General features: G+C 33.2%; 27 protein-coding genes and 1 tRNA gene. 9 read left to right on the top strand and 19 right to left on the bottom strand.

The features are described 5' to 3' along the window. Positions 1-330 precede the first annotated feature (330 nt). Positions 331-1,563, bottom strand: coding sequence for an ABC transporter permease (locus NAT47_RS11295; protein WP_250582969.1), 1,233 nt, complete (start codon positions 1,561-1,563; stop codon positions 331-333). A gap of 7 nt (positions 1,564-1,570) precedes the next feature. Between NAT47_RS11295 and NAT47_RS11300 the strand changes: the two genes are divergently transcribed. Further along, positions 1,571-2,854, top strand: a complete 1,284-nt coding sequence (locus NAT47_RS11300; RefSeq protein ID WP_250582828.1) for an exo-beta-N-acetylmuramidase NamZ family protein — start codon at positions 1,571-1,573, stop codon at positions 2,852-2,854. Positions 2,855-2,991: 137 nt separating this feature from the next. On the opposite strand, the gene NAT47_RS11305 is transcribed toward NAT47_RS11300, so the two are convergent. Beyond that, entirely contained in the window at positions 2,992-3,489 is a 498-nt protein-coding gene (locus NAT47_RS11305; protein WP_250582830.1) for a YkgJ family cysteine cluster protein, read from the bottom strand. An 80-nt stretch (positions 3,490-3,569) separates the two neighbouring features. Here NAT47_RS11305 and NAT47_RS11310 point away from each other — a divergent pair, with 80 nt between their 5' ends. Further along, positions 3,570-4,277, top strand: coding sequence for a class I SAM-dependent methyltransferase (locus tag NAT47_RS11310; RefSeq protein WP_250582832.1), 708 nt, complete (start codon positions 3,570-3,572; stop codon positions 4,275-4,277). A 99-nt stretch (positions 4,278-4,376) separates the two neighbouring features. Here NAT47_RS11310 and NAT47_RS11315 read toward each other — a convergent pair whose 3' ends face one another. From NAT47_RS11315 to NAT47_RS11345, 7 genes are all read right to left on the bottom strand, one after another. Further along, positions 4,377-5,009: a 7-carboxy-7-deazaguanine synthase QueE gene (locus NAT47_RS11315; RefSeq protein ID WP_250582834.1), complete on the bottom strand. Its 633-nt coding sequence runs from the start codon at positions 5,007-5,009 to the stop codon at positions 4,377-4,379. 132 nt (positions 5,010-5,141) lie between these two features. After that, positions 5,142-6,812 (bottom strand): tetratricopeptide repeat protein, encoded by a 1,671-nt coding sequence (locus NAT47_RS11320; RefSeq protein ID WP_250582836.1) that lies wholly within the window; start codon positions 6,810-6,812, stop codon positions 5,142-5,144. Positions 6,813-6,831: 19 nt separating this feature from the next. Continuing rightward, positions 6,832-7,749, bottom strand: a complete 918-nt coding sequence (locus NAT47_RS11325) for a PstS family phosphate ABC transporter substrate-binding protein (RefSeq protein ID WP_250582838.1) — start codon at positions 7,747-7,749, stop codon at positions 6,832-6,834. Between the two features lie 246 nt (positions 7,750-7,995). Beyond that, the gene (locus NAT47_RS11330; protein ID WP_250582840.1) at positions 7,996-8,817 is read right to left on the bottom strand and encodes an energy transducer TonB; all 822 of its coding nucleotides are present in this window, start codon (positions 8,815-8,817) and stop codon (positions 7,996-7,998) included. Between the two features lie 34 nt (positions 8,818-8,851). Further along, positions 8,852-9,409, bottom strand: a complete 558-nt coding sequence (locus NAT47_RS11335) for an ExbD/TolR family protein (protein ID WP_250582842.1) — start codon at positions 9,407-9,409, stop codon at positions 8,852-8,854. A 17-nt stretch (positions 9,410-9,426) separates the two neighbouring features. Continuing rightward, positions 9,427-10,041 (bottom strand): ExbD/TolR family protein, encoded by a 615-nt coding sequence (locus NAT47_RS11340; RefSeq protein ID WP_250582844.1) that lies wholly within the window; start codon positions 10,039-10,041, stop codon positions 9,427-9,429. Positions 10,042-10,120: 79 nt separating this feature from the next. Further along, complete coding sequence (locus NAT47_RS11345) at positions 10,121-10,954, bottom strand: MotA/TolQ/ExbB proton channel family protein (RefSeq protein ID WP_250582846.1); 834 nt, start codon at positions 10,952-10,954, stop codon at positions 10,121-10,123. Between the two features lie 361 nt (positions 10,955-11,315). Between NAT47_RS11345 and NAT47_RS11350 the strand changes: the two genes are divergently transcribed. Then, positions 11,316-11,684 (top strand): DMT family protein, encoded by a 369-nt coding sequence (locus NAT47_RS11350; RefSeq protein ID WP_250582848.1) that lies wholly within the window; start codon positions 11,316-11,318, stop codon positions 11,682-11,684. A gap of 4 nt (positions 11,685-11,688) precedes the next feature. Continuing rightward, complete coding sequence (locus NAT47_RS11355; RefSeq protein ID WP_250582850.1) at positions 11,689-12,051, top strand: cupin domain-containing protein; 363 nt, start codon at positions 11,689-11,691, stop codon at positions 12,049-12,051. A gap of 25 nt (positions 12,052-12,076) precedes the next feature. Here the strand turns inward: NAT47_RS11355 and NAT47_RS11360 are convergent, their stop codons facing one another. Further along, positions 12,077-13,417, bottom strand: coding sequence for an FAD-dependent oxidoreductase (locus NAT47_RS11360; RefSeq protein WP_250582852.1), 1,341 nt, complete (start codon positions 13,415-13,417; stop codon positions 12,077-12,079). A gap of 148 nt (positions 13,418-13,565) precedes the next feature. Between NAT47_RS11360 and NAT47_RS11365 the strand changes: the two genes are divergently transcribed. The 4 genes from NAT47_RS11365 to NAT47_RS11380 all read left to right on the top strand — a co-directional run bounded on the left by NAT47_RS11365 (position 13,566) and on the right by NAT47_RS11380 (position 17,383). Beyond that, entirely contained in the window at positions 13,566-14,201 is a 636-nt protein-coding gene (locus tag NAT47_RS11365) for a flavin reductase family protein (RefSeq protein ID WP_250582854.1), read from the top strand. Next, entirely contained in the window at positions 14,201-14,338 is a 138-nt protein-coding gene (locus NAT47_RS11370) for a DUF2256 domain-containing protein (RefSeq protein ID WP_250582856.1), read from the top strand. The genes NAT47_RS11365 and NAT47_RS11370 overlap by 1 nt, the downstream gene beginning before the upstream one ends. A 219-nt stretch (positions 14,339-14,557) precedes the next feature. Then, positions 14,558-15,850 carry a DASH family cryptochrome gene (locus NAT47_RS11375; RefSeq protein ID WP_250582858.1) on the top strand — a complete coding sequence of 431 codons (1,293 nt, stop codon included), beginning with the start codon at positions 14,558-14,560 and terminating at the stop codon, positions 15,848-15,850. After that, positions 15,851-17,383, top strand: coding sequence for a cryptochrome/photolyase family protein (locus tag NAT47_RS11380; protein ID WP_250582860.1), 1,533 nt, complete (start codon positions 15,851-15,853; stop codon positions 17,381-17,383). Here the strand turns inward: NAT47_RS11380 and NAT47_RS11385 are convergent. The 5 genes from NAT47_RS11385 to queA form a co-directional block, all read right to left on the bottom strand. Beyond that, the gene (locus NAT47_RS11385) at positions 17,378-17,779 is read right to left on the bottom strand and encodes a hypothetical protein (RefSeq protein ID WP_250582862.1); all 402 of its coding nucleotides are present in this window, start codon (positions 17,777-17,779) and stop codon (positions 17,378-17,380) included. The genes NAT47_RS11380 and NAT47_RS11385 overlap by 6 nt on opposite strands. Positions 17,780-18,100: 321 nt before the next feature. After that, positions 18,101-19,177: an agmatinase family protein gene (locus NAT47_RS11390; protein WP_250582864.1), complete on the bottom strand. Its 1,077-nt coding sequence runs from the start codon at positions 19,175-19,177 to the stop codon at positions 18,101-18,103. Positions 19,178-19,244: 67 nt separating this feature from the next. Next, a complete protein-coding gene (locus tag NAT47_RS11395; RefSeq protein WP_250582866.1) occupies positions 19,245-19,775 on the bottom strand; it encodes a toxin-antitoxin system YwqK family antitoxin in 531 nt (176 codons plus the stop codon). Between the two features lie 22 nt (positions 19,776-19,797). Next, positions 19,798-21,078, bottom strand: a complete 1,281-nt coding sequence (gene kynU / locus NAT47_RS11400) for a kynureninase (protein WP_250582867.1) — start codon at positions 21,076-21,078, stop codon at positions 19,798-19,800. Between the two features lie 131 nt (positions 21,079-21,209). Continuing rightward, positions 21,210-22,259: a tRNA preQ1(34) S-adenosylmethionine ribosyltransferase-isomerase QueA gene (gene queA / locus NAT47_RS11405; RefSeq protein ID WP_250582869.1), complete on the bottom strand. Its 1,050-nt coding sequence runs from the start codon at positions 22,257-22,259 to the stop codon at positions 21,210-21,212. A 150-nt stretch (positions 22,260-22,409) separates the two neighbouring features. Between queA and NAT47_RS11410 the strand changes: the two genes are divergently transcribed. Continuing rightward, positions 22,410-22,483 (top strand) — tRNA-Pro (locus NAT47_RS11410). A 7-nt stretch (positions 22,484-22,490) separates the two neighbouring features. Here the strand turns inward: NAT47_RS11410 and aroA are convergent. The 4 genes from aroA to dtd all read right to left on the bottom strand — a co-directional run bounded on the left by aroA (position 22,491) and on the right by dtd (position 25,126). After that, complete coding sequence (gene aroA, locus NAT47_RS11415) at positions 22,491-23,744, bottom strand: 3-phosphoshikimate 1-carboxyvinyltransferase (RefSeq protein WP_250582871.1); 1,254 nt, start codon at positions 23,742-23,744, stop codon at positions 22,491-22,493. Further along, positions 23,744-24,070 carry a DMT family transporter gene (locus NAT47_RS11420; RefSeq protein ID WP_250582873.1) on the bottom strand — a complete coding sequence of 109 codons (327 nt, stop codon included), beginning with the start codon at positions 24,068-24,070 and terminating at the stop codon, positions 23,744-23,746. Before NAT47_RS11420 ends, aroA begins: the two co-directional genes overlap by 1 nt. A gap of 83 nt (positions 24,071-24,153) precedes the next feature. Next, positions 24,154-24,480, bottom strand: a complete 327-nt coding sequence (locus tag NAT47_RS11425; RefSeq protein WP_073582268.1) for a nucleotide pyrophosphohydrolase — start codon at positions 24,478-24,480, stop codon at positions 24,154-24,156. Between the two features lie 193 nt (positions 24,481-24,673). Next, a complete protein-coding gene (gene dtd, locus NAT47_RS11430) occupies positions 24,674-25,126 on the bottom strand; it encodes a D-aminoacyl-tRNA deacylase (RefSeq protein ID WP_250582875.1) in 453 nt (150 codons plus the stop codon). Positions 25,127-25,201: the final 75 nt, after the last annotated feature.

Genomic DNA, 25,201 nt, shown 5'->3' on the forward strand with positions numbered 1-25,201 from the left:
GGAACTAGCATTCCGAACAGTCTTAATTGACCAATGACAAGATTTAGCTTTTATCTTTCTCTTTCTTCTGTTGAAATAAATTTATAAAATTTTCAAAGAACTTCCTTTTGCAAACATAGGATGACAACTCGCAAATGCGAGGAATTTTGCTCAACTCACGAGCCAGTGGGATGGTTATCTGGAATACTAAACGTCTTATATAGCCCCGATGGGAGTGGAAATCTTTTTTTGCCTTGTTTCGAATTCACTTAATATTACAAGGCAAAAAAAATTGTAGCGCACAGCGGGACTAAGAGTATTTATGGAATAATAAACGGCTGCTTCTAAAAACTAATCGAAACGTATTGCTTTAACTGGTGAGATTTTGGTGATAATGTAAGATGGAATTAATAACACCAATAAACATACAATTACGGTTCCGATATTTAATAATGCGATGTGAAGCAAATTAATACTTACTGGCGCTTCGTTAACGTAATAGTTTTCGGGATTGAGTTGGATTACGCCGAAGAATTTTTGAATTAACAATAAAGTAATTGCGATTAGATTTCCCCAAAATAATCCGCGAGCGATTAAATAGAAAGCATTGTACAGGAATATTTTTCTAACATTCCAGTTGTTGGCGCCAATGGCTTTTAGGATTCCGATCATTTGGGTGCGTTCTAAAATTAGGACTAACAATGCAACTACCATATTAATAGTAGCCACCACAATCATTACGATTAGAATAACCAAGATGTTGAAATCAAACAATTTCAGCCATTCGAAAATGCTGTAATATTTTTCTTCTATGGTGATACTATTATAGGTAGGTGGAATTTCTTTGTAGACTTCCTCACCTTTTTCTTTGATTTTTGAGAAATCATCTACGAAAACTTCGAATGCTCCGATTTGTGTTGGTTCCCATTTATTGATCAATTGAATGTGGCGAATATCTCCTATTATGTAGGTTGCATCGAATTCTTGAAAACCTGAGTTAAAAATTCCGGTAATTAAGAAGTTTCTTTTATTTGGAAGTTTTCCGTTTTCTTTCATGAAAAAGGTTAGAAACTTATCTCCAACTTTTAAATGCAGACGCTTAGCTAAGTATTCCGAAATCAAAACTTCGGTATTTAATTCGGATTTTAGATTTGGGATTTTACCTTCGACCAAATATTCTTCTAGATGGGTGAAATTATAATCGTTTCCAACTCCTTTGTAAATGACTCCTTCGAATGCTTTTTCGGTTCGAATTATAGCGGCTTTAGTAGCTACAGCTTGTACATGATGAATCCCTTCTACATTTTTGAACTTAGGATAAAAACTTTGATTGATAGAAATGGGCTCGGTGGTGACTTGCGATTGATTGTCGTCGAAATTAGAAATAATAATATGTCCGTTGAAAGCCGAAACCTTCTCACGAATTTTATCTTGAAGTCCAACACCCGTAGCCGCCGCCATAATCATCATAATAATTCCGATGGCAATTGCCGTAATCGCAATTTTTATAATTGGCGAAGAAATACTACTTTTATAACTTTTAGCAGCAATTAGTCTTTTGGCTATGAAATATTCTAAATTCAAGGTTTTTATGACATCTAAATTATTTTTCAAAAGTACATTATTATTTTTTTCTTTACTAATCGTTTCGTGTGGAAGTAGTAAAAAGGCAATTCCGCAACTAAAACCGAGTACTGATTATAGTATTCCTAAAAACAGCCGAATTGAAACTGGTGCAGAAACCTTATTTATGAGAAATATTGAATTATTAAAAGATAAAAAAGTAGGGGTTGTTGCAAATCAAACAAGTATTTCAGGTACAATTGAAGTTCATTACACCGAATTTCCAAAAGAAGGGATTGAATCTTTCTATAAAAAAGAATATGTTCATTTAGTAGATGAATTAATTTGGGATAAAATAAATATCGTTAAAATCTTCGCTCCTGAACACGGCTTTAGAGGAACAGCTGATGCTGGAGAATTAATCGTTGACGGAAAAGACACTAAGACTAATTTACCAATTATTTCACTTTACGGAAACAATAAAAAGCCAAAACCAGAGCAATTAGAAGGAATTGACATCTTGGTTTTTGATTTGCAGGATGTAGGTGCACGATTTTACACTTATATATCTTCGTTGCATTATGTAATGGAAGCTTGCGCTGAAAATAATATTCCGCTTTTGGTTTTAGACCGCCCAAATCCGAATGGAAGTATTATTGATGGTCCGATTTTAGAAAAGGAACATAAAAGTTTTGTTGGGATGCATGAAATTCCTGTTTTGCATGGGATGACGATTGGCGAGTATGCCAAAATGATTAACGGTGAAAAATGGCTGAAAGACGGTTTACAATGTAACTTGACTGTTATTCCGTGTTTGAACTATTCGCACGATATGAAATACAGCTTACCTGTGAAGCCTTCGCCAAATTTACCGAATGACCAATCGATTAATTTATATGCGAGTTTGTGCTTTTTTGAAGGTACGAATGTGAGTTTAGGTCGCGGTACCGAAAAGCAATTCCAAATATACGGTTCGCCATTTTTACCTGAAAGCGAATTTGATTTTAGTTTTACTCCGAAACCCAATTTTGGTGCAAAAGATCCTGTTCATAATGGAAAGTTATGCTTTGGGGAAGATTTAACCGAAATTAGAAAAGTACACCGATTGGAATTAAAATGGTTATTAAAAGCTTACGAAAACACCACAGACAAAACCGTTTTCTTCAATGATTTCTTCACCAAATTAGCCGGAACCAAAAAACTCCGCGAACAAATTGAAACTGGCATGACCGAAAAAGAAATTAGAAAAACTTGGCAAGAAGGTTTGGAGCAGTTTAAGGAAGTGAGAAAGAAGTATTTGATTTATGAGTGATAATGGAAGCTGGATGTTGGAAGTCGGAAGTTAAACAACATGAATTTTTCGAATTATCTCTAATAAAATTTGAGATTACTAACGGAATAATAAAATTGTAAAAAATCTGAACACTTTAAACTGAACACTGACCACTTTTAAAGCGGCAACTTCTCCTTCATTTTCTCCACAATATTAAACGCAGCTGGACAAATCGCAACATTTTTCAGAGTTAAATCTGAGATTTGTTGGAATTTCTTTCTGTCGGTGTGTGGGAATTCTCGGCAAGCTTTTGGGCGAACATCGTAGATGAAACATTTGTTGTCGCTATCTAAAAACGTACATGGAACACTTTTTAACACATAATCGTTATCTTCATCAATACGAAGATATTGGTCGATAAATTGTTGTGGTTTTTGACGAAAACTCTTTGAAATTCGTTCAATATCGGCCGAAGTAAATAACGGTCCAGTTGTTTTGCAACAATTGGCACACTCCAAACAATTCGTTTTTTTGAATTCGGCATCGTGTAAATCTTGCATTACATAATCCAAATTCTTGGGTGTTTTCTTTTTTAACTTGTCAAAATACTTTTTGGTTTCGTTATGCGTATCTTTGGCAAGTTTTCCGAGTTCGTTTAAATTTGGCTTTAGCATTTTATGAATTTTCTACTGCAAAGTTACGATTTTGAATTTCGAATTTAGAATAACGAATGTTGAATTTTGAAATACAAACCATGAAAGACCTTTTCGGAAAAGCCATTTTAGACTACCAAACCAATAATTCTCCCGAAGATTTAATTACTGAAACTTCTATTTCGGAAGCCGATGAAATGAGCGTTGCCTATTTGTTTCGTGATTTTAAAGAGATGCCAAAATTGGAACAAAAAGCGTTGCAATTAGCTAAAGGAAAAGTGTTAGATGTAGGTTGCGGGGCGGGAAGTCATGCTTTGTATTTGCAAGAAAAAGGTTTTGATGTTACCGCAATTGATATTTCGGAAAATGCGATTAAGGCTTGCGTATTGAGAGGTTTGAAAAACTGTAAAGTTTCGGATGTTTTGGATTTAGATAGTTCAGAGAAATTTGGCACCATATTACTTTTGATGAACGGAACTGGAATCTTCGAAAAAATGAATCAGATTTCGAAGTTCTTGCAAAAATTAAAATCGCTTTTAAACGAAGGCGGACAAATTCTGATTGATAGCTCGGACTTAATTTACATGTACGACCAAGACGAAGATGGTGCTTACGAAGTTCCGGCAAGTGGTTATTATGGTGAATTAACCTTCACGATTCAATATAAAGGTGAAACGGAAGATACTTTTAATTGGTTATATTTAGATTATAACACGCTACAAAACGCCGCAATTGCAAATGGTTTGGAATGTGAATTGATTTTAGAGGGTAAACATTTTGATTATTTAGCGAAGCTAACCAAAATCTGATTGAAAGTTTTTGTTACACAAAGTACCACGAAGTTTTTGCACAAAGTTTCACAAAGAAAAGATTTATCCTTTGCGGCTCATCGTCTTTGCGAGCAAAAATTACGGGATATTCAAATATTTATGCGTTTGTAACGAAACTCTCCATTTTGGATTGTTCATCACATAATCTACAATTAATGGTGTCATTTCTTCTTTTTTGCTCCACTCAGGTTGTAAAAATAAAATAGCGTTTGGATTTACTTTAGCTGCTTGTTCTTCTGCAAAAATGAAATCGTGTTTGTTGTAGATGATTACTTTCAATTCGTTAGCGATATTGTAAGCACTTTGAACTGGTAATTTATTTTTCTTTGGTGACAAACAAAACCAATCCCAAGTTCCCGTAACTTCATAAGCTCCAGACGTTTCAATATGTACTTTTAGATTTTGCTCTTTTAATTTTGAAGTCAATAACGTCATGTCCCAAGTCAAAGGCTCTCCACCTGTTACCACTACAGTATCAGCGTATTTTTTAGCATTGGCAACAATTACATCGGTATTTGTTGGTGGGTGTAATTCCGCATTCCAACTTTCTTTCACATCGCACCAATGGCAGCCTACATCACAACCGCCAATTCTAATGAAATAAGCTGCTGTTCCTGTATGATATCCTTCGCCTTGAATCGTGTAAAACTCCTCCATTAAAGGCAACATTTCGCCTTTTTCAACCGCTAATTGTACTTCTTTTTGTAACATTACTTTAAAATTGGGTACAAATATACTTATTTACTTGCACGTGTTATAATTACGAACCTAGTTTTTATAATATAATAAAAAAGGCTCAAATCATAATTAGATTTGAGCCTTTTAATAGGTGTAATTATCTTATTACAATGCTTTCAATGTATCTGATGCGTATTTATTAGTAGGATCTACAACTAATAATTTTTTAAGATTTTCAACCGCTTTATCTTTTTGACCTGTATTGGCATAATGAGCACCAACATGAGTTAAAGCCTCTATTAAACCTCTTTTACTTGCAGGTTTTGCTTTTTCAGCATCACCTTTATCATCAAGAATTTTTATGTACTGCTCATATGAAGTTAAAGTAAGATTTTTAGCTTCAGGAGTGTTTATTAAATCATTAACTCTAGCTCTGTATAAATGAGCATCTTGTGTTGTAGGCGAAACCTCAATAACTTTTGAAAAAGCAAGGTCGGCTTGCGTTAGCTGTTCTTTAGGAGAAGTTTTAACTTCATAATCTAAATACAAAGCATAACCTAAATAAAAATTATCTAATGTATAATTTTTAGATTTTGGGTTCTTAATTGCTACTTCAAAAAGCTTAGTTGCATTTTTGTACAACTTGTCATTAAACATTTTTCTACCAATCGGGTTTAATTCACCTGCAATTGATGGTTCTTTTTCAACGGCTTTATTCAATTCAACAACACCTTCGTTAAAAATTTTTTCATCATAGGTTCCATCAGCTTTTTTAGCTTCAGCCATTTTGGTCAACCCTAGATATAAATAATCTCTAGCTATAATTCTTTTTGGATCTACTTTAACAAAAAACTCAGTTAAAGCTTTAGAACTTTCAGCGAAGTTTCCATTTTCATATGCAGCATAACCTAAGTATCTTAAAATTCTTGGATTAATATTATCCAATTTTTTCATCTCACTAGCTTCTTTTTCTAAAGCTTTGTAATCTTTAGCTAGTATCAAGAAATCGGCATGACGCATTCTAGAATCTAACGAATAGTCAGTTAGACTCATATATTTTTCATAATAATTTAAAGCCTTAGTGATGTAGTCTTGGTATTTGTCTTGTTCAGAATTTGCCCAAAAGTAATAGGTTTCTGCTAATTCACGGTAAACAGGACCAAAATTTGGATTTGTTTTTACAATTTCATCAAATGATTTAACAGCTTGATTAAATGCTTTCGCGTTTTTTGTAATTTTGGCAATGTTCATCTTAGCTAAGATCACAGAGTTATCGTAATCATAAGCATTTCTATAAGAGGAATAAGCTTCATTTGAATTTCCACTTGCAAACTGTGCGTCACCTAGTAATAAATGAGCTTGAGCATTATCTACCTTAGTTGCTAAAACTTTATTAATAATTTCTATAGCTAATTTGTAATTTGGGTTTTCGGACTGAATATAAGCCTTTGCTATCAACAAAGTTTCGTCTACGTCTTTCTTCTTAATTTCTTTTGAAGCTTTATCAAATTTAACGGCTGCATCAGCATTCTTTTTAGCATCTAGATCTAATATTCCAAGACCTATATTGTTTAAAAAACCTTTTTCCTTAGCTAGCAAACCTTTGTTAAAAATAGCTTGGGCGGAATCTGATTCTTTATGAGCCAAATATACATCGCCTAAGTAATAGTATAACTTACCATTATCAGGATTTGTTTTTATTAAGGATTTCAATGTTTTTTTTGCTGAATCATATCGCTCAGCTTCGATATCTTTTTTTACTTGTGTTAAATCTTGAGCAAAACCAAGACTTGATAATGTTACAAATAAAATACTCAAACCTAATTTCTTCTTCATTTTAATATTTCTTAATTAATTATTCTATACTTCCTTTAACATTTATCTCCCTTGAAGGAACTTTTTTTGGAGAAAGACCAGATTTTAAAATTATTCTTTGCCCGTTTTCTCCTGCAATATAAGATGCAAAACCCATGCCTAAACCATTAGCTCCCTGAAAATTTAACAAATATAACTTTCTAGTCCAAGGATAAGAATGATCGGCAATATTCGATTGATTAGGAAAAACTACATTTTGATTGCCATTTTGAAGTGAAGATGTAAAACCTATAATTTTAACATTTTGAACCTCTCTTTCAATATCAACAGAGGGCTGTAATAACCAATTAACACCTATAACACCAACAGCATCCTTATTATCCGCAATGAACTTGATCAACTCTTTTGAGTTATTCATAGAATAAACTAAATTGGAATCAAGTTGATCTAAATTAAATTCATTTTTCACAAAGTTAATTATACTAGAATTGGGATTTTCAAAAACAATCCTTTGATTTAATACACTTGACTTTCCTTTTAACTTTGAAGCTAAATCATCTTTATTTAAAGAAGGTAAATTATTCTCTTTGTTTGTAATGAATACTACAGCATCTTCTGCAAATTCAGTAATTCTCGGTATAATTTTCTTTTTTGTATAATAATCTAATTCTTCATCATTAAGATTTCTGGGTAAGATTGCAATTTTAGCTTTATCTTCTTTTAGCAAACTAATTATTTCACCTTCTGGCTTACTAATTAATTTTATACGTGCATTTTTGTATTCGTTTTCAAAAACAGCTACCACATCCTCAACTATTGGAAAAATAGTCTCATCAACTAAAATTGTAGTAGTTCCAGTAACTACAGTCTCTTTCGAGTCTTTTGTGAGTTTAGCTCCTTTTTCACATGAAAAGAATACAGATAATAAAATAAGAGCAAATAAAAATTTAGTTTTCATAACTACTAAAATTAATCAGTTGAGATGTTATTTAACCTGTAGAAGCGAATAATTGCATATACAATCAGAATTATTCCTAAAATTACTCTTCTAGAATAAGAAATTTCAACGGGCATAGTTTTCCAAACAAATAATGTTATACCTAGAAAGACATATATTAAAAGAAAAACTAGTCCTAAAACAAACAGAAATCTCTGAGACAGAGATTTCTGTTTATAATTTTTAAAAATATTCATGTTAGTAAAATTACTGAACTTTAATAACAATAGGTAATGCAAATTGAGATCGAACAGCATTACCATTATGAATTGCAGGCTTCCAATTTGGCATTTTTTTCAATACTCTAATTGCTTCTTTACCTGCTTCAGGGTAACCTCCGTCACGCAATACTCTAATATCTGTAAAACTTCCATCCTTTTCAACAACGAAACCAACAACAAATCTGATTTGAGTGATTCCACCATCTACTTCTGGAGTAGTAAATGATTTTGCAAAACGTTTGTAAAAAGCTTCCATACCTCCAGGTGGTTCAGCCTGAACTTCTACAGCAACGTAAACTTTTTCAGGGTCCTCAGTTACAACACTACCTTTAGGACCTTCACCAGAAGGAGTATCAATATTGATATCACCTGCTTTAGGGTCACCTTTAATGTTTTTTTGACCAGGATCTGCTTTTTCAAGATCTTGAACTGTTGGTGGATCTTCGTCTTTCACCTTTTCTTTTTCTACCACTTTTGGTGGTGGGAACTTCACCTGATCATTAATAGACTTAGGTGGTTCTGGTGGTGGTGGTGGTGGAAGCGCCTCGTCTTTTGGAGGAGGAGGTAATAAAGCAGCCTCTATTACTTTATCTTTAACTTCTTTTTCTGTTGATGCTAATTGCTGATTAATAATGTTTTTAACTACTGGTACAGCAATAACAGAAACAAAAAAAACAGCTCCAACTAACAAAGCTCTTGTAGTAGTTTTTGAATCATGTGCACGCAACTCATAAGCACCATATGCTTTATTGCGCCCTTCAAAAACCATATCAATCCACTCTTGCTGAAATATGTTTAATTTTGACATAATTATAATTGTTTTAAAATGTAGAAAATAAAACTTATTTAGTTAATAAATTTTCCTTTTCTAACATAGCTTTATCCTCTGGAGTAATATCTACAATTGCATAAGTTGGTACTTTTGTAATTGCAATTTCATCTAATATATCAACTAAATTTCTATATGTTGATTTGTTGCTCGCCTTTACCAATACAATTAAACCTTTTTTAGGATCACCATATTTTTCAACAACTGATTTGGTTTTTGATAGTAACTCCTTACGGATACCATTTTTACCATATCCAACTACTGTTGGACCCTCTAAAGGTGAATTTGGTAAACCATAATACCAAACCATTTTATTTTTCTCACCTAATAAAATAGTCATAGTTCTATCATCAGCTACATCCAAGTTAGGCTCATCAACTTGCTCTTTGGTTTTATCAGGCATAGCCAAGTTCATTGACTGTGGTTTTGACAACGAAGTGGTAAGCATAAAGAAGGTAATCAAAAGGAATGCCAAATCTACCATCGCTGTTAAATCTACACCAGCATCCTGCTTCTTACTTCTTACTTTTTTACCTTTACTATCGCCTCCGCCAGTATTTAATTCTGCCATTATATAGTATTTTTAAATTAAAAATCTTCGCTTCTTAGACCAGTAACGAGGAAAAACTTGTTTATTTTTTGATCTTGAAGAATATCAATTACCTTTTTAATTGTAGGATATTCTTCTTTAGCATCACCTTTGATAGCAACCTTAACCTCTTTTTGATGTAGCTCTTTGGTAGCATATCTAGCTGCCAAAATCCACTCTCTTAACTGGTTGTCAATTGAATCATAAGGAATACCAGGCTGAACCCCTTCTTTGTTTCGTTCATCACTTTTAAGCGAAATCAATTTATTTAAATTTCCAGCTGGAACTCCAAAACCATCAATTAAAGAAAAACGCTTAGTTTCTTCCTCTGTGAAAGACAACTTGTATTTTTCTGCAATTCTACCTAAAGCATCTGTACGAATATCTTGACCTATCATACCAAAAAACACTTTTCCATCACCTACCGTAATGGTTACCAAATCTGTATCTGGTAACTTAGTCTCACGAGTAGAAGCCGGTGTATCTACCGGAAGTGGTTCTGGCACTTTAGCAGTAGACGTCATTACAAAGAAAGAAAGCAACAAAAAGGCAACATCACACATTGCGGTCATGTCGATTTTTGTACTCTTTTTTGACATTTTTACTTTTGCCATCTTTTTCAAAATTTTAATTTCAAAATTCTATTTTGAATATTTGAAACATATTAATAATTAACTCTAAAAACTGCTATTGTTATGCAGCTTTTCCTTTCATTCTTCTGTAAGCTTGTGTAATAGCAAAACCAGCCTCATCAATAGAATAAGTTAATTTATCGATTTTAGATGTAAATAAGTTGTAAGAAATAATAGCTAAAGTAGATGTTCCAATACCTGTAGCCGTATTAATTAACGCCTCAGAAATACCAGTTGCTAACGCCGCTTGGTCTGGAGCACCCGCTGCTGCTAATCCCGAGAACGCTTTAATCATACCTGATACAGTTCCTAATAATCCCATTAATGTACCAATTGATACTAAAGTAGCAATAATAGTCATATTTTTTTCCAACATTGGCATTTCTAAAGAGGTAGCCTCTTCAATTTCTTTTTGAATAGTTTCTGTAGCTTTCTCACTATCAAAACCTTCTTTTTTAACTTCTTGATACTTTGTTAATCCTGCTCTAACTACGTTAGCCACAGATCCTTCTTGAGCATCACACTCCGCAATAGCTTCGTCAACCTTTCCTGCAGCTACTAAAGTTTGAACATTTTTCACAAACTTTTCAACATTCGCTTTTCCTGCAGCTTTTCCGATTACAAAAAATCTTTCAATAGAAAACACTAAAGACATTAAAAGTAAGCCCATCAAAATAGGAACGATAAAACCTCCTTTGTAAACCATCCCTAAATAGTTACCTGGTAGCGGATGACCTTCTGGATCATTGTTTTCAAAATTTGATGGATGACCCATAATGAATTTCCAAATTAAAATTCCGATTGCAATACAAATTACAATAGTTAAAGCTGCAAATAAATTTGAGCCTTTAGAGCTTGCTCCGTTTTCAACAGATCCGTTAGATACGTTTGTCATTTTTTTTAAATTTATTAGTTATAAAATGTCTATAATTTTGTTAAAGCCCACTTTTATGACTTAACCGGGGTCAAATTTAATTTTTTACTTTGAAATAAAAAAGTTTTTTAAGCTTTTACATTTAATATTAAGAAATATTAACAATAACTTTACTTAACGGTAAATTTATTGTTAAATTAACTTTTTTAAAAATTAACACTTTAACACTATTTATATCAAAACGCAACTAAAATAAAAAATATTATGATAATTATTAAATATTTATTTTAAATTGCATTTTTATAACTGAGTTAAATTAATTTGTGATTTTTTATAATTAGTAACTTTACCTTTATCTTTGACCTCAATAAATCAATGTAACATGAAAGGAGTATTAACCATAGGCTTACTAATTTTATCAAATGTTTTCATGACATTGGCTTGGTACGGACATTTAAAATTTAAAGAATTAAAATGGTTTGAAAACGCGGGTTTAATTACCGTGGTTTTAATCAGCTGGGGATTAGCATTGTTTGAATATTTCTTTCAAGTTCCTGCGAATAAAATTGGATATGAAGGCAATGGCGGACCCTTTTCGTTAATGCAATTAAAAGTAATTCAAGAAGTGATTACGTTGGTTATCTTTGTGATTTTCTCTTTACTATTTTTCAAAAACGAAACATTCCGATGGAATCACGCAGTAGGATTTTGTTTTTTAGTATTGGCAGTTTATTTTATTTTTAAGAAGTAACAAAATGAAAAAATATTTTATTCAAAAAACACCTTTTGTAGTTCCAACAACAGATGGAAAATTGATTGAAGAACATCACGGATTGGCAACCACAAACAATTCAGGAATTTCGATTGCTCATATGATAGCTCCTTCTGGATGGAGCGAACCCTTTCAAACTCCAGAGTTTGATGAATACACCTATATCATTAAAGGTAAAAAGCAATTTATAATCGAAGATGAAGTGGTAGTATTAGAAGCCGGTCAATCGATCAAAATTGAGAAAAACACGCGTATTCAATATTCGAATCCATTTGATGAACCGTGTGAATATTTAGCAATTTGTACGCCAGCTTTTAGTATGGATGCTGTTAATAGAGAAGATTAAAAAAGAGAGGCGATTGCCTCTCTTTTTAATTTAATAAATCTAAAATCTTATTTTCAACTTCTTCAGTATTCCAATTTTCTTCTATATTGTCCATTTTCAGAACTTCTTGCATGATTTTGTTTTGAAAATCACCAATTGCTAAAGCTTCGGAATACGGTTGTAAACTAAAAGTTACTCGGCTATACAATGGCATCCATTTTTCTGGATGTTTATCAGAAAACCATTTTTCAATTTTCTTTTGTAATAAAAAATTAGCATCAGCAGTTTTCGTACTCATTTCTTCAAAATTTCTTCTAGAAAGTTCAGCAATAGCGTCTGCATTTGGCTTTCTTGAAATCTCATAAGCTTTGAAAATTTGATGCCAATCGTCTCCATATTTTAGCATCATTTCATTTAAAATGGTGATATCTTCAAAACCAGCATTCATTCCGTGACCATAAAATGGTACTATTGCATGGGCCGAATCTCCAATTAAAGCTACTTTATCCTCAAATGTCCAAGGAAAGCATTTCATGATTGCTAAATAACTCGTTGGATTTTTAAAGAAATCTTGAACCAAATCTGGTATTACTTCTTTTGTGTCTTGAAAATATTTAGCAAAAAAATCAACTAATGTAGTTTCATTATTCAACGATTCAAAAGAATTTTCACCTTTAAATGGCATAAATAATGTACAAGTAAAAGTCCCGTCCAAGTTTGCCAAAGCCATCAACATAAAGTTACCTCGCGGCCAAATATGAAGTGAATTTTTATCAATTTTATGTGAACCATCAGCATTGGCTGGGATATGTAATTCCTTGTAACCAATTTCCATAAATTCTTGCGAATAATCGAACATCGATTGTCGCTGCATTCTGTGCCTAATTCTAGAAAAAGCACCATCAGCACCAAATACTTTATCGTAATTTAGTTCAGACCAAGCCCCTTGTTCTGTTTCTCCTTCATATAATGTGGCTGTCGCCAAATTGATATCCCAAATTTTTCTTTCAAAAAAGAATTCTACACCTTCTCCTTCTGCCAAGTCTACCATTTTTCTATTCAAAACACCTCTTGATAGTGAAAAAATAGCTTCGCCCTCTTTTCCGTAGTATTGATAATTTAATTTTCCATCTTGCAAATGAATCGCTCTTTTATCCACCGGAATTCCAATTTTTCGAATTTCATCATCTAAACCGATATCTTCTAAAGCTTTCCAACCTCTATCGGACATTACTAAATTAATAGAACGACCCGAAAATTGAATCGTACGAATATCCGGACTACGGTCAAAAACATGAACTATATGCCCAGCTCTCTTTAAATAGATAGCCAATAAAGTTCCTACTAATCCAGAACCAACAACAGCAATTTTTTGTGGCGTTTGCATGAAGATTTTTGTAAAAATTTGGATTACAAAAGTACGTAATAATAAATTTCTAAGCTTGCCTTTTAATAAATTTTCACTTTTAAACTTAAATTTTGTTTAATTATTTTTATTATTCATTAAACAAAACTATCTTTGAATAAAAATTGCAATGAAAAAAATTACTAAAGAAGATTTATCTCAAATGTCTAAAGTACCAAGACTCAACTTGGTAAATTGCGTTACGGGTTATAAATCAGCCAATTTAATAGGAACCATTTCTGCAGATGGCGTTTTAAATGTTGCTGTTTTCAGTAGTGTTACGCACTTAGGAAGTGAACCACCCTTACTAGGATTTATTTTAAGACCCACAACGGTACCAAGAGACACGTATAAAAACTTAAAAGAAACAGGTTATTTTACTGTAAATCATATTACCGAAGAAATGATTGCCGATGCCCATCACACCTCTTCAAGTTATGACGAACACATTTCAGAATTTGACAAAACCAATTTGGAACCCGAATTCTTCGACCATCACAAAGTTCCTTTTGTAAAAAGAAGTCCTGTTAAATTATTGTGCAAATATCTCAACGAATACAAAATTGAAGAAAACGATTGCATTCACATCATCGCTTCAATCGAAACCATTTATGCGGATGAAAATCTCTTTCACGATGACAATTGGATACAATTAGATCGAGGAAATGTTGTCGCTATTAATGGTTTAGATGGATATACAGTACCAAAATTAGTGGACCGATTTCATTATGCAAGACCTGACAAACCTACAACTTCGATGTTATAATGGCGCATAAAAAAGTACATCTTCCTGAAAAAATCTGTAAAACCTGTCTACGTCCTTTTTCATGGCGCAAAAAATGGGAGAAAAATTGGGAGGAAGTTTTGTATTGTAGTGATAAATGCAGGAAAAACAAGAATTGATTTTCTGATGTTCTGATTTTCGGAAAGCGGATTTTCGGAATACGGATTTGAGAAAGGAAAGGAATCTAGAAAATCATAAAAAATAAATCTTAAAAAAATGTTCGCGACTTTGTGTCTTGGCGAGTAAAAAAATAATGACAATCAGATTTTCGGTTTTCAGAAAAAGAAAGTAAACCATCTGAAAATCCATAATCTGAGCATCCGAAAAACTAAAAAAACATGAACGGACTAATATGGTTTAGAAATGATTTGCGCACGATTGACAATCATTCATTGTACAATGCTTGTAGAGAAAATGAAAAAGTAATAGGGGTTTATTGTTTAGACCCAAGACATTTCGAAACAACGCAATACGGTTTCAAGAAAACAGAAAAATTTAGAACCCAATTTCTTCTAGAAACTTTAGCCGAATTACAAAAAAATTTAGCGGAGAAGAATATCTCCTTGTTAGTTTATTATGGTTATCCCGAACAATTAATTCCTGAAATAGCTGCAAAATATCAAATTGATACCATTTATTGTCAAAAAGAATGGACGCAAGAAGAAGTGGATGTAGCAACTGAAGTTCGCAATTTAATTCCAGCAGTAAATTGGAAAACGTATTACGATCAGTTTCTATTTCATCCTGATGATGTTCCGTATGAAGATTGGGATAAAATACCAGAAGTTTTTACGGAATTCAGAAAACAATTAGAAAAGAAAATTCGAGTGCGTCCTACCGTTGCTATTTCAGCAAAACCAATTGCTAACCTAATTGAAGAAAAAACAAACATTCCAACATTAGAAGATTTAGGATTTGATGAGTTTAAGCAACCGAATAAAACTGCTTTTCCTTTTAAAGGTGGCGAAAATCAAGCTAAAAAAAGAATCAGAGATTATTTCTGGGATACCAAAAAACTAGCAGTTTACAAGAAAACTCGAAATGGTTTAGTTGGAAAAGACTACAGTTCAAAACTTTCCGCTTGGTTAGCGAATGGGAGTATTTCGGCACGAACAATTTATTGGGAAGTACAACAATTTGAGAGAAAAGTAGTCAAAAATGAAGATACCTATTGGTTGATTTTCGAATTGATTTGGCGCGATTATTTCAAATACATATCCCTAAAACACGGCAACAAAATTTTCCAATTGAACGGTATATTGCAAAAAGAATACCATTGGAATCAAAATACAAAAGCTTTCAATCAATGGACGAATGGTACCACATCGGAACCTTTCGTGAATGCCAACTTGATTGAATTACAAAAAACAGGTTGGATGAGCAATCGAGGCCGTCAAAATGTAGCGAGTTTTTGGGCAAAAGAATGGGAACAAGATTGGCGCATTGGGGCGGCTTATTTTGAAAGCATGTTACTAGATTACGATGTGCACAGTAATTATGGCAACTGGATATACAATGCTGGTGTTGGAAACGATCCTAGAGATAGGAAATTCAACATCAAACGTCAAGCGGAAATGTATGATAGCGATGGAAAATTTCAGAAAATATGGTTAATTCCTGAATTATTTTAGATGAAAACACTTCGATTACTTTTGGGCGACCAACTCAATTCGGAACATTCTTGGTTTGATGAAGTCAATCCAGATGTGATATATGTAATGGCGGAAATGCGTCAGGAAACGGATTATGTGAAACATCATATTCAAAAAGTCGTGGCGTTTTTTCTTTCCATGCGAAATTTTTCGGAGGAATTGATGAATAAGGGGCATCACGTGGTTTATTATAAAATTTCGGATGCGAATAATCCTCATAATTTGGAACAATTGATTCTGGATTTGGTCGAAAAGAATACAATCGAGCAATTTGAATATCAATTTCCAGATGAATATCGCTTAGATGAACAATTGAAATACATCTGTGAAAAACTTTCTATTCCCACAAAAGCAGTTGAATCCGAACATTTTTATACTTCTAGAAATGAATTGGCTGATTTTTTCAAAGGGAAAAAGCAACTTTTGATGGAAAGTTTCTATCGCATGATGCGAAAAAAACACAACGTTTTAATGGTCGGTGATCAACCGCTAGACGGAAAATGGAACTTTGACCACAACAACCGCAATCAATATAAAAACGAAGTTCCAATTCCGTTCCCTTTGGAATTTCATCAAAATGTAAGTGCCCTTGTTGCCGAAATTGAAGCGCAAAACATCACCACTTTTGGAAGCATTGATAAAGAAAATTTCAATTGGCCAACTTCCAGAAACGAGAGTTTACAATTGATTAACTATTTCTGTGAACATTTGTTGGCGCATTTTGGAACGTATCAAGATTCGTTATTTTCTGGACATAAATTTCTGTTTCACTCCCGTTTGTCTTTTGCGATGAATTCTAAAATGATAAGTCCGAAAGAAGTGGTTGACGCTGTCGTTTCGTATTATTATCAAAATCAAGAAACGATAGAATTGGCGCAAGTAGAAGGTTTTGTGCGACAAATTATTGGTTGGCGCGAATATGTTAGAGGAATTTATTGGAAAGAAATGCCGAATTATGCCCAAATGAACGCATTAGAAAACTACAATCCGCTACCTGATTTCTTTTGGACCGGAAAAACTAAGATGAAATGTATGCAACATTCCATTTCTCAGAGTTTATCGGAAGCGTATGCGCATCACATTCAGCGATTGATGGTGATTGGGAATTTTTCTTTGTTAGCCCAATTGCATCCTGACGAAGTTGACACTTGGTATTTAGGCGTTTACATCGATGCGATTGAATGGGTAGAAATGCCTAATACACGTGGAATGAGTCAATATGCGGATGGCGGCATTGTGGCAACCAAACCTTATGTTTCTTCGGGAAGTTACATTAATAAAATGAGCAATTATTGTGGTAGTTGTCATTACAACGTAAAAGAGAAATTGGGCGAAAAAGCTTGTCCGTTTAATAGTTTGTATTGGCATTTTTTAGATGAGAAAAAGCAGCATTTTGCCAATAATCAAAGAATGAGCATGATGTTGGCCCTACTAAGAAAAATGAAACCAGAAGAATTTGCTGCTACTAAAGAAAAAGCGATTTCGATTTTGGGGGATTTGGGAAGTTTATAGTTTAATTTTAAATTCCTCAGGTTTATTTGGATTTTTATGATATTCATACCAGATATACATATTTGCAATATCATTTTTATAATCAACCTTTATTGAATCAATGTCTTCAAAATTTAAATTTTCATCTTTATATTCCTTTTCAAAAATTCCAATTTTTTTATAAACTTTAATTCTTGGAAGTGCCATAACCCCAACAAAACTGCTTTGAATTCTTAATTTATTATCTTCATAATAAATTTTATCGACTGGATTAAATAATTGTCCGATTAGGGAAACTACAATTATAAAACCAATCATCGGAATTAAAACTAATCCAAAAAATAGAATAGGAAAAAAACTTAAAAAAGTGAAATAATATTTTTCCACCTTATTTAAAACCGATTTTTGAGCAATCAAATTGTAAAATACTCCAATAAAAATTGAAACTATAATTACAATTTGAGTCGTCCAAATTCCCCTTAAACTATAATTAATAAAAGCAAAAGACAATGATAAAATTAATGTAAAATAGTGTAAATATTTTAAACAGCTAGATTTAAATGCAGAAAATCTAAATTGGTTTTTCTTCCAAAACTTCAAGGAGTATGCATAACTACCCGCAATTATTAAAAATAAAATACCTAATTCTATCATTTATTTTAGACTATAAAGAAGTTATTAAATTAAAAAGTCAAACTAAAACAACTTCAGTCTGACTTTATATATTCAAATTAAACTTTACTTATTAAATTTAATCTTATTCCCCACATTCATTTTCTGAGATTTTGCAAAAGCACCACACATATGGAATAACATTCTTGCTCCTACGTTTCCATCCCAGTCGTCATCACCAGGTGCAACCTCAACTAAATCAAATCCGATAATTTCTTTATTCGTTTCCGCTAGGCGACTGAACAAATAAGCGGCTTGCTCAAATGAAAATCCACCCGGTACTGGAGTTCCTGTGTTAGGACAATACCAAGGATACATGCCGTCAATATCAAACGAAATACAAACTTTATCTGGTAACGAAGCGATGATATGATCGCATTGTTGTTGCCAAGTTTTGCCTTCGAAAGCTTCTTGTTTTAAATCCATATCGGTATGCACTAAAACTCTATCTTTTAAAGCGACTTCCACTTCTTGCTCACAAAAATCGCGAATACCCACTTGTACAATTTTAGAAATTTGTGGAATTTGTAAAGCATTGTACATAATAGAAGCGTGCGAATATGTGAATCCTTCGTACGCAATACGTAAATCCATGTGCGCATCTAAATGCAAGATTCCGAAGTTGTCGTATTTGGTTGCTAAAGCTTGGTAATAGCCTAATGGTGTGGAATGATCTCCACCAAGAAGCACCACTTTTTTACCTTGGTTCATCCAATGCAACACGCGGTCTTTTACTTCTTGATGCAATTCCTTACATACTTTATTGATTTTATCTAAATCCGCTTGTAAGGCTGGAAAAGTTGCCACATCTTCTCCACTTTCTAATGCTTCGATTATGGGTTGGGCTAAACTTTTATATTTTTCTGAATTCTTTGCCCAATGTGCTGGCGCTTCATCCATGTAAATTCCTAATTTCCATAATTCAGGGAACTCTTGATGATTTAAATCTACTTGAAAAGAAGCATCTAAAATCGCATCGGGTCCTTCCGAAGCACCGGCTCCATAACTTACTGTTACTTCCCATGGCACCGGAACTACAATAATTTCACTTTGCTCTGCTGAGAATGGCAATCCAAAAACGGTTGCATCTGCTAACCCAGGTTGTGATGGGTCAAAATTTTCTATGATTTGTTGTTTGGTCATTTTTTGTTTCAAGTTTCAAGTTTCAGGTTTTGAACCTGAAGTTATTATTTATTCAAAATCAATTGCTTCAATATTTACTCATATCGAATTCATCAAGGTAACTACTATTCTCAATTTCTAAAATATCTTTTTCAGATGGTTTAATTTCATTCCCATTTGTATCATAAAAATTCCAATTGTTTGTGACATAACCAAAATTTATTTCATCACCTCCTTCACAACTTGTTTTTTTATATTTCTTACCTATTCGATACGTACCTTTTGCCTTTAGGTTTCCATTTTCATGATAGTATTTCCATTCTCCATATTTGTAACTGTAATAACCATCACAAAACCCACTTACACAACATTGTTTATAAGTATCTAATTTATAATTACCTTCTGATTTTAATTTCCCATTTTTATGAAATTCCTTCCAAAATCCTACTCTAAAATTATAATATTCTTTATGAAAAGCATCAATTACTCCAATATTTTTTACTTCCCCTGTATCATAAAATAAGGTAATTTCATTTTCTTTTAAATGATTGACCTCAATACTCGAAGTTTTACAACTCAAAAATAAAATAAGAGAAAAAAGTAAAAAAGATGACTTCAATTTTAATTAAATTAAGTTTACACTATTTCTCCAAAATCAGTCTTTTCAATATTTGTCCAAATTCGTACATATCTTCAAAAGAACAATAGAATGGTGCCGGTGCTAAACGAATTACATTTGGTTCTCTCCAATCGGTGATTACGCCGCTTTTCATTAATCTATCGAATAACTCTCTTCCTTGTCCGTGAAGATATACTGACAACTGACATCCGCGTTCTTCTGGATTCGATGGTGTAATAATTTCAAAATCGGCTCCTTCTAATTCTTTATCAATTTCGTGTAAAATGAATTCTAAATAAGAAGTTATTAAATTTCGCTTTGCTATCAATTTATCCATTCCAACCTCAGCAAACATTTCTACCGAAGCTAAATAAGGTGCTAAAGATAAAATCGGAAGATTACTAATTTGCCATCCATCTGCTCCATGAACTGGATCAAAATCGGGTTCCATTTTAAAACGACGCTCTTTATTGTGTCCGTACCAACCTGCAAAACGCTTTAATTCTTTATCGTTATGATGTTTTTCATGGACAAAAAATCCAGATGCATTTCCTGGTCCAGAATTCATATATTTATAACTACACCAAGCCGCGAAGTCTACATTCCAATCGTGTAAATTTAATTTGATATTTCCGGCAGCATGAGCTAAATCCCAACCCACATAAGCACCGTATTTTTGTCCGGCTGCCGTGATGGTTTTCATATCAAAAACTTGCCCCGTATAATAATTTACACCGCCGATTAAAACCAAAGCTAATTCATTTCCTACCTCATCAATTTTAGCTAATACATCTTCTAATCGAATATTCGCTTCTCCTTCTCTTCTTTTGATTTCTACAATTGCATCTTTTGGATCAAAACCATGAAATTTCACTTGACTTTGGAACATGTATTGGTCGCTTGGAAACGCTTTTTCCTCACAAATAATTTTGAATTTCTTTGGCGTTGGATTGTAAAAAGATACCATTAACAAATGAAGATTCACGGTTAAGGTATTCATAACACCAACTTCTGAAGGTTTTGCTCCAACAATTTCGCTTAATGGAGCAGCGAATCGCTCTTGATAATCCCACCAAGGTTTATCAGCATAAAAGTGACCTTCTACCGCCAAATTAGCCCAATCGTTCATCACTTCATCCACGTAAGCTTTTGTTCTTTTAGGCTGTAAACCCAATGAGTTTCCGGTAAAATAAATTACTTGTTTTCCGTTGACATGTGGAAAGTAAAATTCGTCTCTGTATTTTCTCAATTCATCTTGAGCGTCTAAACTTTGTGCGAATTCGCGCGTATTTTGAAAAGTCATCTATTTGGTTGTTTGGTTAGCAAAAATAGGGAAAAGTTAGTAGGTGTCCAACTTTTAAAAAAGACAAAAGGAATTTGAATCTGAAGGATTAGAAAATAAAAAATCCCAACCTTTCGATTGGGATTGAGAAATTATATAATTAACATCGCATCTCCGTAAGAATAAAAACGATATTTTTCTTGAATGGCTTCTTTGTATGCTTTCATCATTAAATCATGACCACAGAAAGCTGAAATCATCATTAATAAAGTTGATTTTGGGGTATGGAAATTGGTAATCATGCAATCCGCAATACTAAAGTCGTAAGGAGGATAAATAAATTTATTTGTCCAACCTGTATAAGGATTTAACGTTCTTTGAGAAGAAACAGAACTTTCCATGGCTCTCATCGAAGTGGTTCCAACGCAACAGATTTTTTTCTTATTAACTTTTGCATTATTAACAATATCACAAGCTTCTTGCGTAATAATCATTTCTTCCGAATCCATTTTGTGTTTCGATAAATCTTCTACCTCCACTGGATTGAAAGTTCCAAGGCCAACGTGAAGCGTAACTTCTGCAAAATTTACTCCTTTAATTTCTAAACGTTTTAATAAATGTTTAGAAAAGTGTAGACCCGCAGTTGGAGCCGCAACAGCACCTTCTTCTTTTGCATAAATAGTTTGGTAACGCTCAGCATCTTCTGGTGTTACTTCACGATTGATGTATTTAGGAATTGGTGTTTCACCTAGTTCTACCAATTTTTCTCTGAATTCTTCATACGAACCATCGTATAAGAAACGCAATGTTCTTCCACGAGAAGTGGTATTATCAATTACTTCAGCTACTAACGAATCGTCATCTCCAAAATATAATTTATTTCCGATACGAATTTTACGTGCTGGATCTACTAAAACATCCCATAAACGTTGTTCAGCATTTAATTCTCTTAATAAGAAAACTTCGATACGAGCGCCTGTTTTTTCTTTATTTCCGTACAAACGAGCTGGAAAAACTTTAGTATTGTTTAACACCATTACATCTCCGTCATCGAAATAATCGATCACATCTTTGAATAATTTGTGTTCAATAGTTCCTGTTTTTCTGTTTACTACCATTAAACGAGATTCATCTCTGTTTTCTGTAGGAAATTCAGCTAATAATTCTTCTGGCAAATTGAAATTGAAATGCGATAATTTCATAGTTTAGTATTAAGTATTAAGAATTTAGTATTAAGACTTGCATCTTACTAAAAACGGTTGCAAATATACAATCTGAAAATAGGGGTTGTCAAGTAAATTGATGTTTATTTTTTATAAATCTAATTAAAGTTATTATTTTTGCAAAAGTTTCGGGATGTAGCGCAGCCTGGTAGCGTACTAGCATGGGGTGCTAGGGGTCGCTGGTTCGAATCCAGTCATCCCGACTTTTTTCTAAATTTCTTCAATAGAAAATCCTACTTTTTTTAAATCTTCCCAAAAATCGGGATATGATTTAGATACCACTTCAGCTTCATTAATTTGTATTGGAGCTTTCAAAGCTAAAGGAGCAAAAGCCATGGCCATTCTGTGGTCTTGGTAAGTGGAGATACTGATATTCTCTTTAATAGTTAGTGAGGATTTCAAATATAACGCATCATTAGTAACTGAAATTTCAGCTCCAAGCTTAGTAAGTTCTATTTTTAAAGCTTCCAATCGATCGGTTTCTTTGATTTTTAGCGTATGTAATCCCGTTAAATCACAAGCTATTCCTAATCCAAAGCAAGTAACTGCTATAGTTTGAGCAATATCGGGAGAATCTTTAAGGTTATGGCTAAAAGGCAAAAGGTTATGTTTTTTTTCTTTTGAAATCGTAATTGAATTATCACTATTAAAAGTAGTTTCAACTCCAAAATCTTGATAAATGTTTACCAAAGCACTATCGCCTTGTAAACTATTTTTTTTATAGCTTGAAAGTGTAATTTGTGTTCCAATTGAAGATAAGGCCACAATGGAATACCAATAGGAAGCCGAACTCCAATCGGACTCTACAATTAACTGAGATGCTGAAACGAGTTCAGCATGACAAACTGTGATTTTATTTCCAACAAATGAAGTCGTTACTCCTATTTCATTTAATAACGCCAATGTCATTTTGATGTATGGAACAGATGTGATTTCGCCTTCTAAGATTAATTCCAAACCCTTTTCTAATTTGGGCGCAATTAACAACAAGGCTGAAATATATTGACTGCTTACATTGGCTGACAGTGATACTTTATTCTGGGTTATTTTTTTCCCTTTGATTCTTATTGGAGGAAAACCTTTCTTTTCTTCATAAGTAATTTCGGCTCCTAACTGATTTAAAGCGTCAACCAAAATTTGAATCGGACGTTCTTTCATTCGAGAAGAGCCTGTTAAAACTACTTCTCTTCCTTCTTGAATAGAAAAATATGCAGTTAAAAACCGCATCGCTGTTCCTGCGTGGTGAACGTCTATGAGTTGGGAGTTGGGAGTTGGGAGTTGGGAGTTTTGCAATGCCTTCAACATCACTTCGGAGTCATCAGAATTAGAAGTATTTTCCAGCTTCAAATTGGGATACAAAGCTTGCAAAAGCAATAGTCTATTCGTCTCTGATTTGCTTCCTGTGATGGAAAGTTGCGAGTTACGAATTGCAAGTTGCGAGTTGTATGTTAAAAATAAATCCATTATTTGGTAACGGCTTTCAATCCAATTATTGAGATAATCAAAGTACTTATAAAGAACACGCGCCAAAAAGTAGCAGGTTCTTTAAAAACGATAATTCCCATTAAAACACTTCCTACAGCACCAATCCCTGTCCACACAGCATAAGCGGTTCCGATAGGTAATTCTTTTGTTACTTTTACGAGCAATATCATGCTAATGGAAAGACAAACTAAAAAACCTATATACCAGAGAAAAGAGGCATTTCCTGTTGTTTCCTTAGCTTTTCCGAGACAAGTAGCGAAACCTACTTCAAATAATCCTGCTATGATGAGTAAAATCCAGTTCATGTTTTGTTAGGGTAAATGGTTAAGGGTGAAGGGAAATTCAATAATAAAAGTGACTTTTTACCTTTTGCCCTTACCTCAAAATCTTACTTTAATTTCTCGTTATTATGATGTCTGTCGTGATCGCGTTTGGTTTTCAAATCCATTTTTTTATCAAAAGCAGCTTGTAAATCCACTCCTGTTTGATTGGCTAAACACAAAACTACGAAAACTACGTCGGCTAATTCCTCGCCTAGATCTTTGTTTTTATCCGATTCTTTCTCCGATTGCTCGCCATAACGACGGGCGATAATACGAGCTACTTCACCTACTTCTTCGGTAAGTTGGGCCATATTAGTTAATTCATTGAAATAACGAACACCGTGTTCTTTAATCCAATTATCAACTTCTTGTTGGGCGTTTTTTAGATTCATTGTTTATCTGTTTTATTTTTATTTAAACTTGGTAACACAAACGTGTTAAAAAAAGCCATAAACAATCCAAAGAAAGAAACACTAAAAAGAAATTGTTCTAATGAATTTATAGAGCCTACAAAATACATTAATAAACCATATATCAATCCATTAATAAAAAAAGAGATAGTGAAATTCTTCCATTTCTGTTTCATTACTCTTTATTTTTAGTATCAATAATAATAGTAACTGGCCCATCATTAACCAAACTCACTTTCATGTCGGCACCAAATTGTCCTGTTTGTACTTTTTTGCTTAATTCTAATTCCATTTGTTTTACAAAAGATTCATAAAGTGGTATAGCAATTTCAGGTTTAGAGGCTTTGATATAACTTGGGCGATTTCCTTTTTTTGTAGCAGCATGTAACGTGAATTGCGAAACTACAATTATTTCGCCATCAATGTCTTTTAATGACAAGTTCATGACCTCATTTTCATCAGGAAATATGCGAAGATTTGCTATTTTGGATGTTAACCAATTGATGTCTTCTTGATTATCGGCATCTTCTATACCAACCAAAACCAATAGCCCTTTTTGAATTTGAGCAACAATTTCGTTATTAATAGTAACTGATGATTCAGAAACCCTTTGTATTACTGCTTTCATAGCCACCTAACCCCCAAAGGGGGAATTTAGAATTTATACTTTAATATTTATTTCATCATTTTATAACACAATCTT

It is taken from the genome of Flavobacterium fragile, assembly GCF_023634865.1.
GTDB classification, from domain to species: domain Bacteria; phylum Bacteroidota; class Bacteroidia; order Flavobacteriales; family Flavobacteriaceae; genus Flavobacterium; species Flavobacterium fragile.

Coding starts and splice junctions, on each gene's coding strand:
- NAT47_RS11380 (WP_250582860.1), top strand. CDS start 15,851: ATGAAAACACTTCGATTACTTTTGGGCGACCAACTCAATTCGGAACAT.
- aroA (WP_250582871.1), bottom strand. CDS start 23,744: ATGGATTTATTTTTAACATACAACTCGCAACTTGCAATTCGTAACTCG.
- NAT47_RS11325 (WP_250582838.1), bottom strand. CDS start 7,749: ATGAAAACTAAATTTTTATTTGCTCTTATTTTATTATCTGTATTCTTT.
- NAT47_RS11355 (WP_250582850.1), top strand. CDS start 11,689: ATGAAAAAATATTTTATTCAAAAAACACCTTTTGTAGTTCCAACAACA.
- NAT47_RS11345 (WP_250582846.1), bottom strand. CDS start 10,954: ATGACAAACGTATCTAACGGATCTGTTGAAAACGGAGCAAGCTCTAAA.
- NAT47_RS11305 (WP_250582830.1), bottom strand. CDS start 3,489: ATGCTAAAGCCAAATTTAAACGAACTCGGAAAACTTGCCAAAGATACG.
- NAT47_RS11310 (WP_250582832.1), top strand. CDS start 3,570: ATGAAAGACCTTTTCGGAAAAGCCATTTTAGACTACCAAACCAATAAT.
- dtd (WP_250582875.1), bottom strand. CDS start 25,126: ATGAAAGCAGTAATACAAAGGGTTTCTGAATCATCAGTTACTATTAAT.
- queA (WP_250582869.1), bottom strand. CDS start 22,259: ATGAAATTATCGCATTTCAATTTCAATTTGCCAGAAGAATTATTAGCT.
- NAT47_RS11365 (WP_250582854.1), top strand. CDS start 13,566: ATGAAAAAAATTACTAAAGAAGATTTATCTCAAATGTCTAAAGTACCA.
- kynU (WP_250582867.1), bottom strand. CDS start 21,078: ATGACTTTTCAAAATACGCGCGAATTCGCACAAAGTTTAGACGCTCAA.
- NAT47_RS11335 (WP_250582842.1), bottom strand. CDS start 9,409: ATGGCAGAATTAAATACTGGCGGAGGCGATAGTAAAGGTAAAAAAGTA.
- NAT47_RS11375 (WP_250582858.1), top strand. CDS start 14,558: ATGAACGGACTAATATGGTTTAGAAATGATTTGCGCACGATTGACAAT.
- NAT47_RS11360 (WP_250582852.1), bottom strand. CDS start 13,417: ATGCAAACGCCACAAAAAATTGCTGTTGTTGGTTCTGGATTAGTAGGA.
- NAT47_RS11350 (WP_250582848.1), top strand. CDS start 11,316: ATGAAAGGAGTATTAACCATAGGCTTACTAATTTTATCAAATGTTTTC.
- NAT47_RS11420 (WP_250582873.1), bottom strand. CDS start 24,070: ATGAACTGGATTTTACTCATCATAGCAGGATTATTTGAAGTAGGTTTC.
- NAT47_RS11390 (WP_250582864.1), bottom strand. CDS start 19,177: ATGACCAAACAACAAATCATAGAAAATTTTGACCCATCACAACCTGGG.
- NAT47_RS11320 (WP_250582836.1), bottom strand. CDS start 6,812: ATGAAGAAGAAATTAGGTTTGAGTATTTTATTTGTAACATTATCAAGT.
- NAT47_RS11300 (WP_250582828.1), top strand. CDS start 1,571: ATGACATCTAAATTATTTTTCAAAAGTACATTATTATTTTTTTCTTTA.
- NAT47_RS11370 (WP_250582856.1), top strand. CDS start 14,201: ATGGCGCATAAAAAAGTACATCTTCCTGAAAAAATCTGTAAAACCTGT.
- NAT47_RS11315 (WP_250582834.1), bottom strand. CDS start 5,009: ATGTTACAAAAAGAAGTACAATTAGCGGTTGAAAAAGGCGAAATGTTG.
- NAT47_RS11340 (WP_250582844.1), bottom strand. CDS start 10,041: ATGGCAAAAGTAAAAATGTCAAAAAAGAGTACAAAAATCGACATGACC.
- NAT47_RS11330 (WP_250582840.1), bottom strand. CDS start 8,817: ATGTCAAAATTAAACATATTTCAGCAAGAGTGGATTGATATGGTTTTT.
- NAT47_RS11425 (WP_073582268.1), bottom strand. CDS start 24,480: ATGAATCTAAAAAACGCCCAACAAGAAGTTGATAATTGGATTAAAGAA.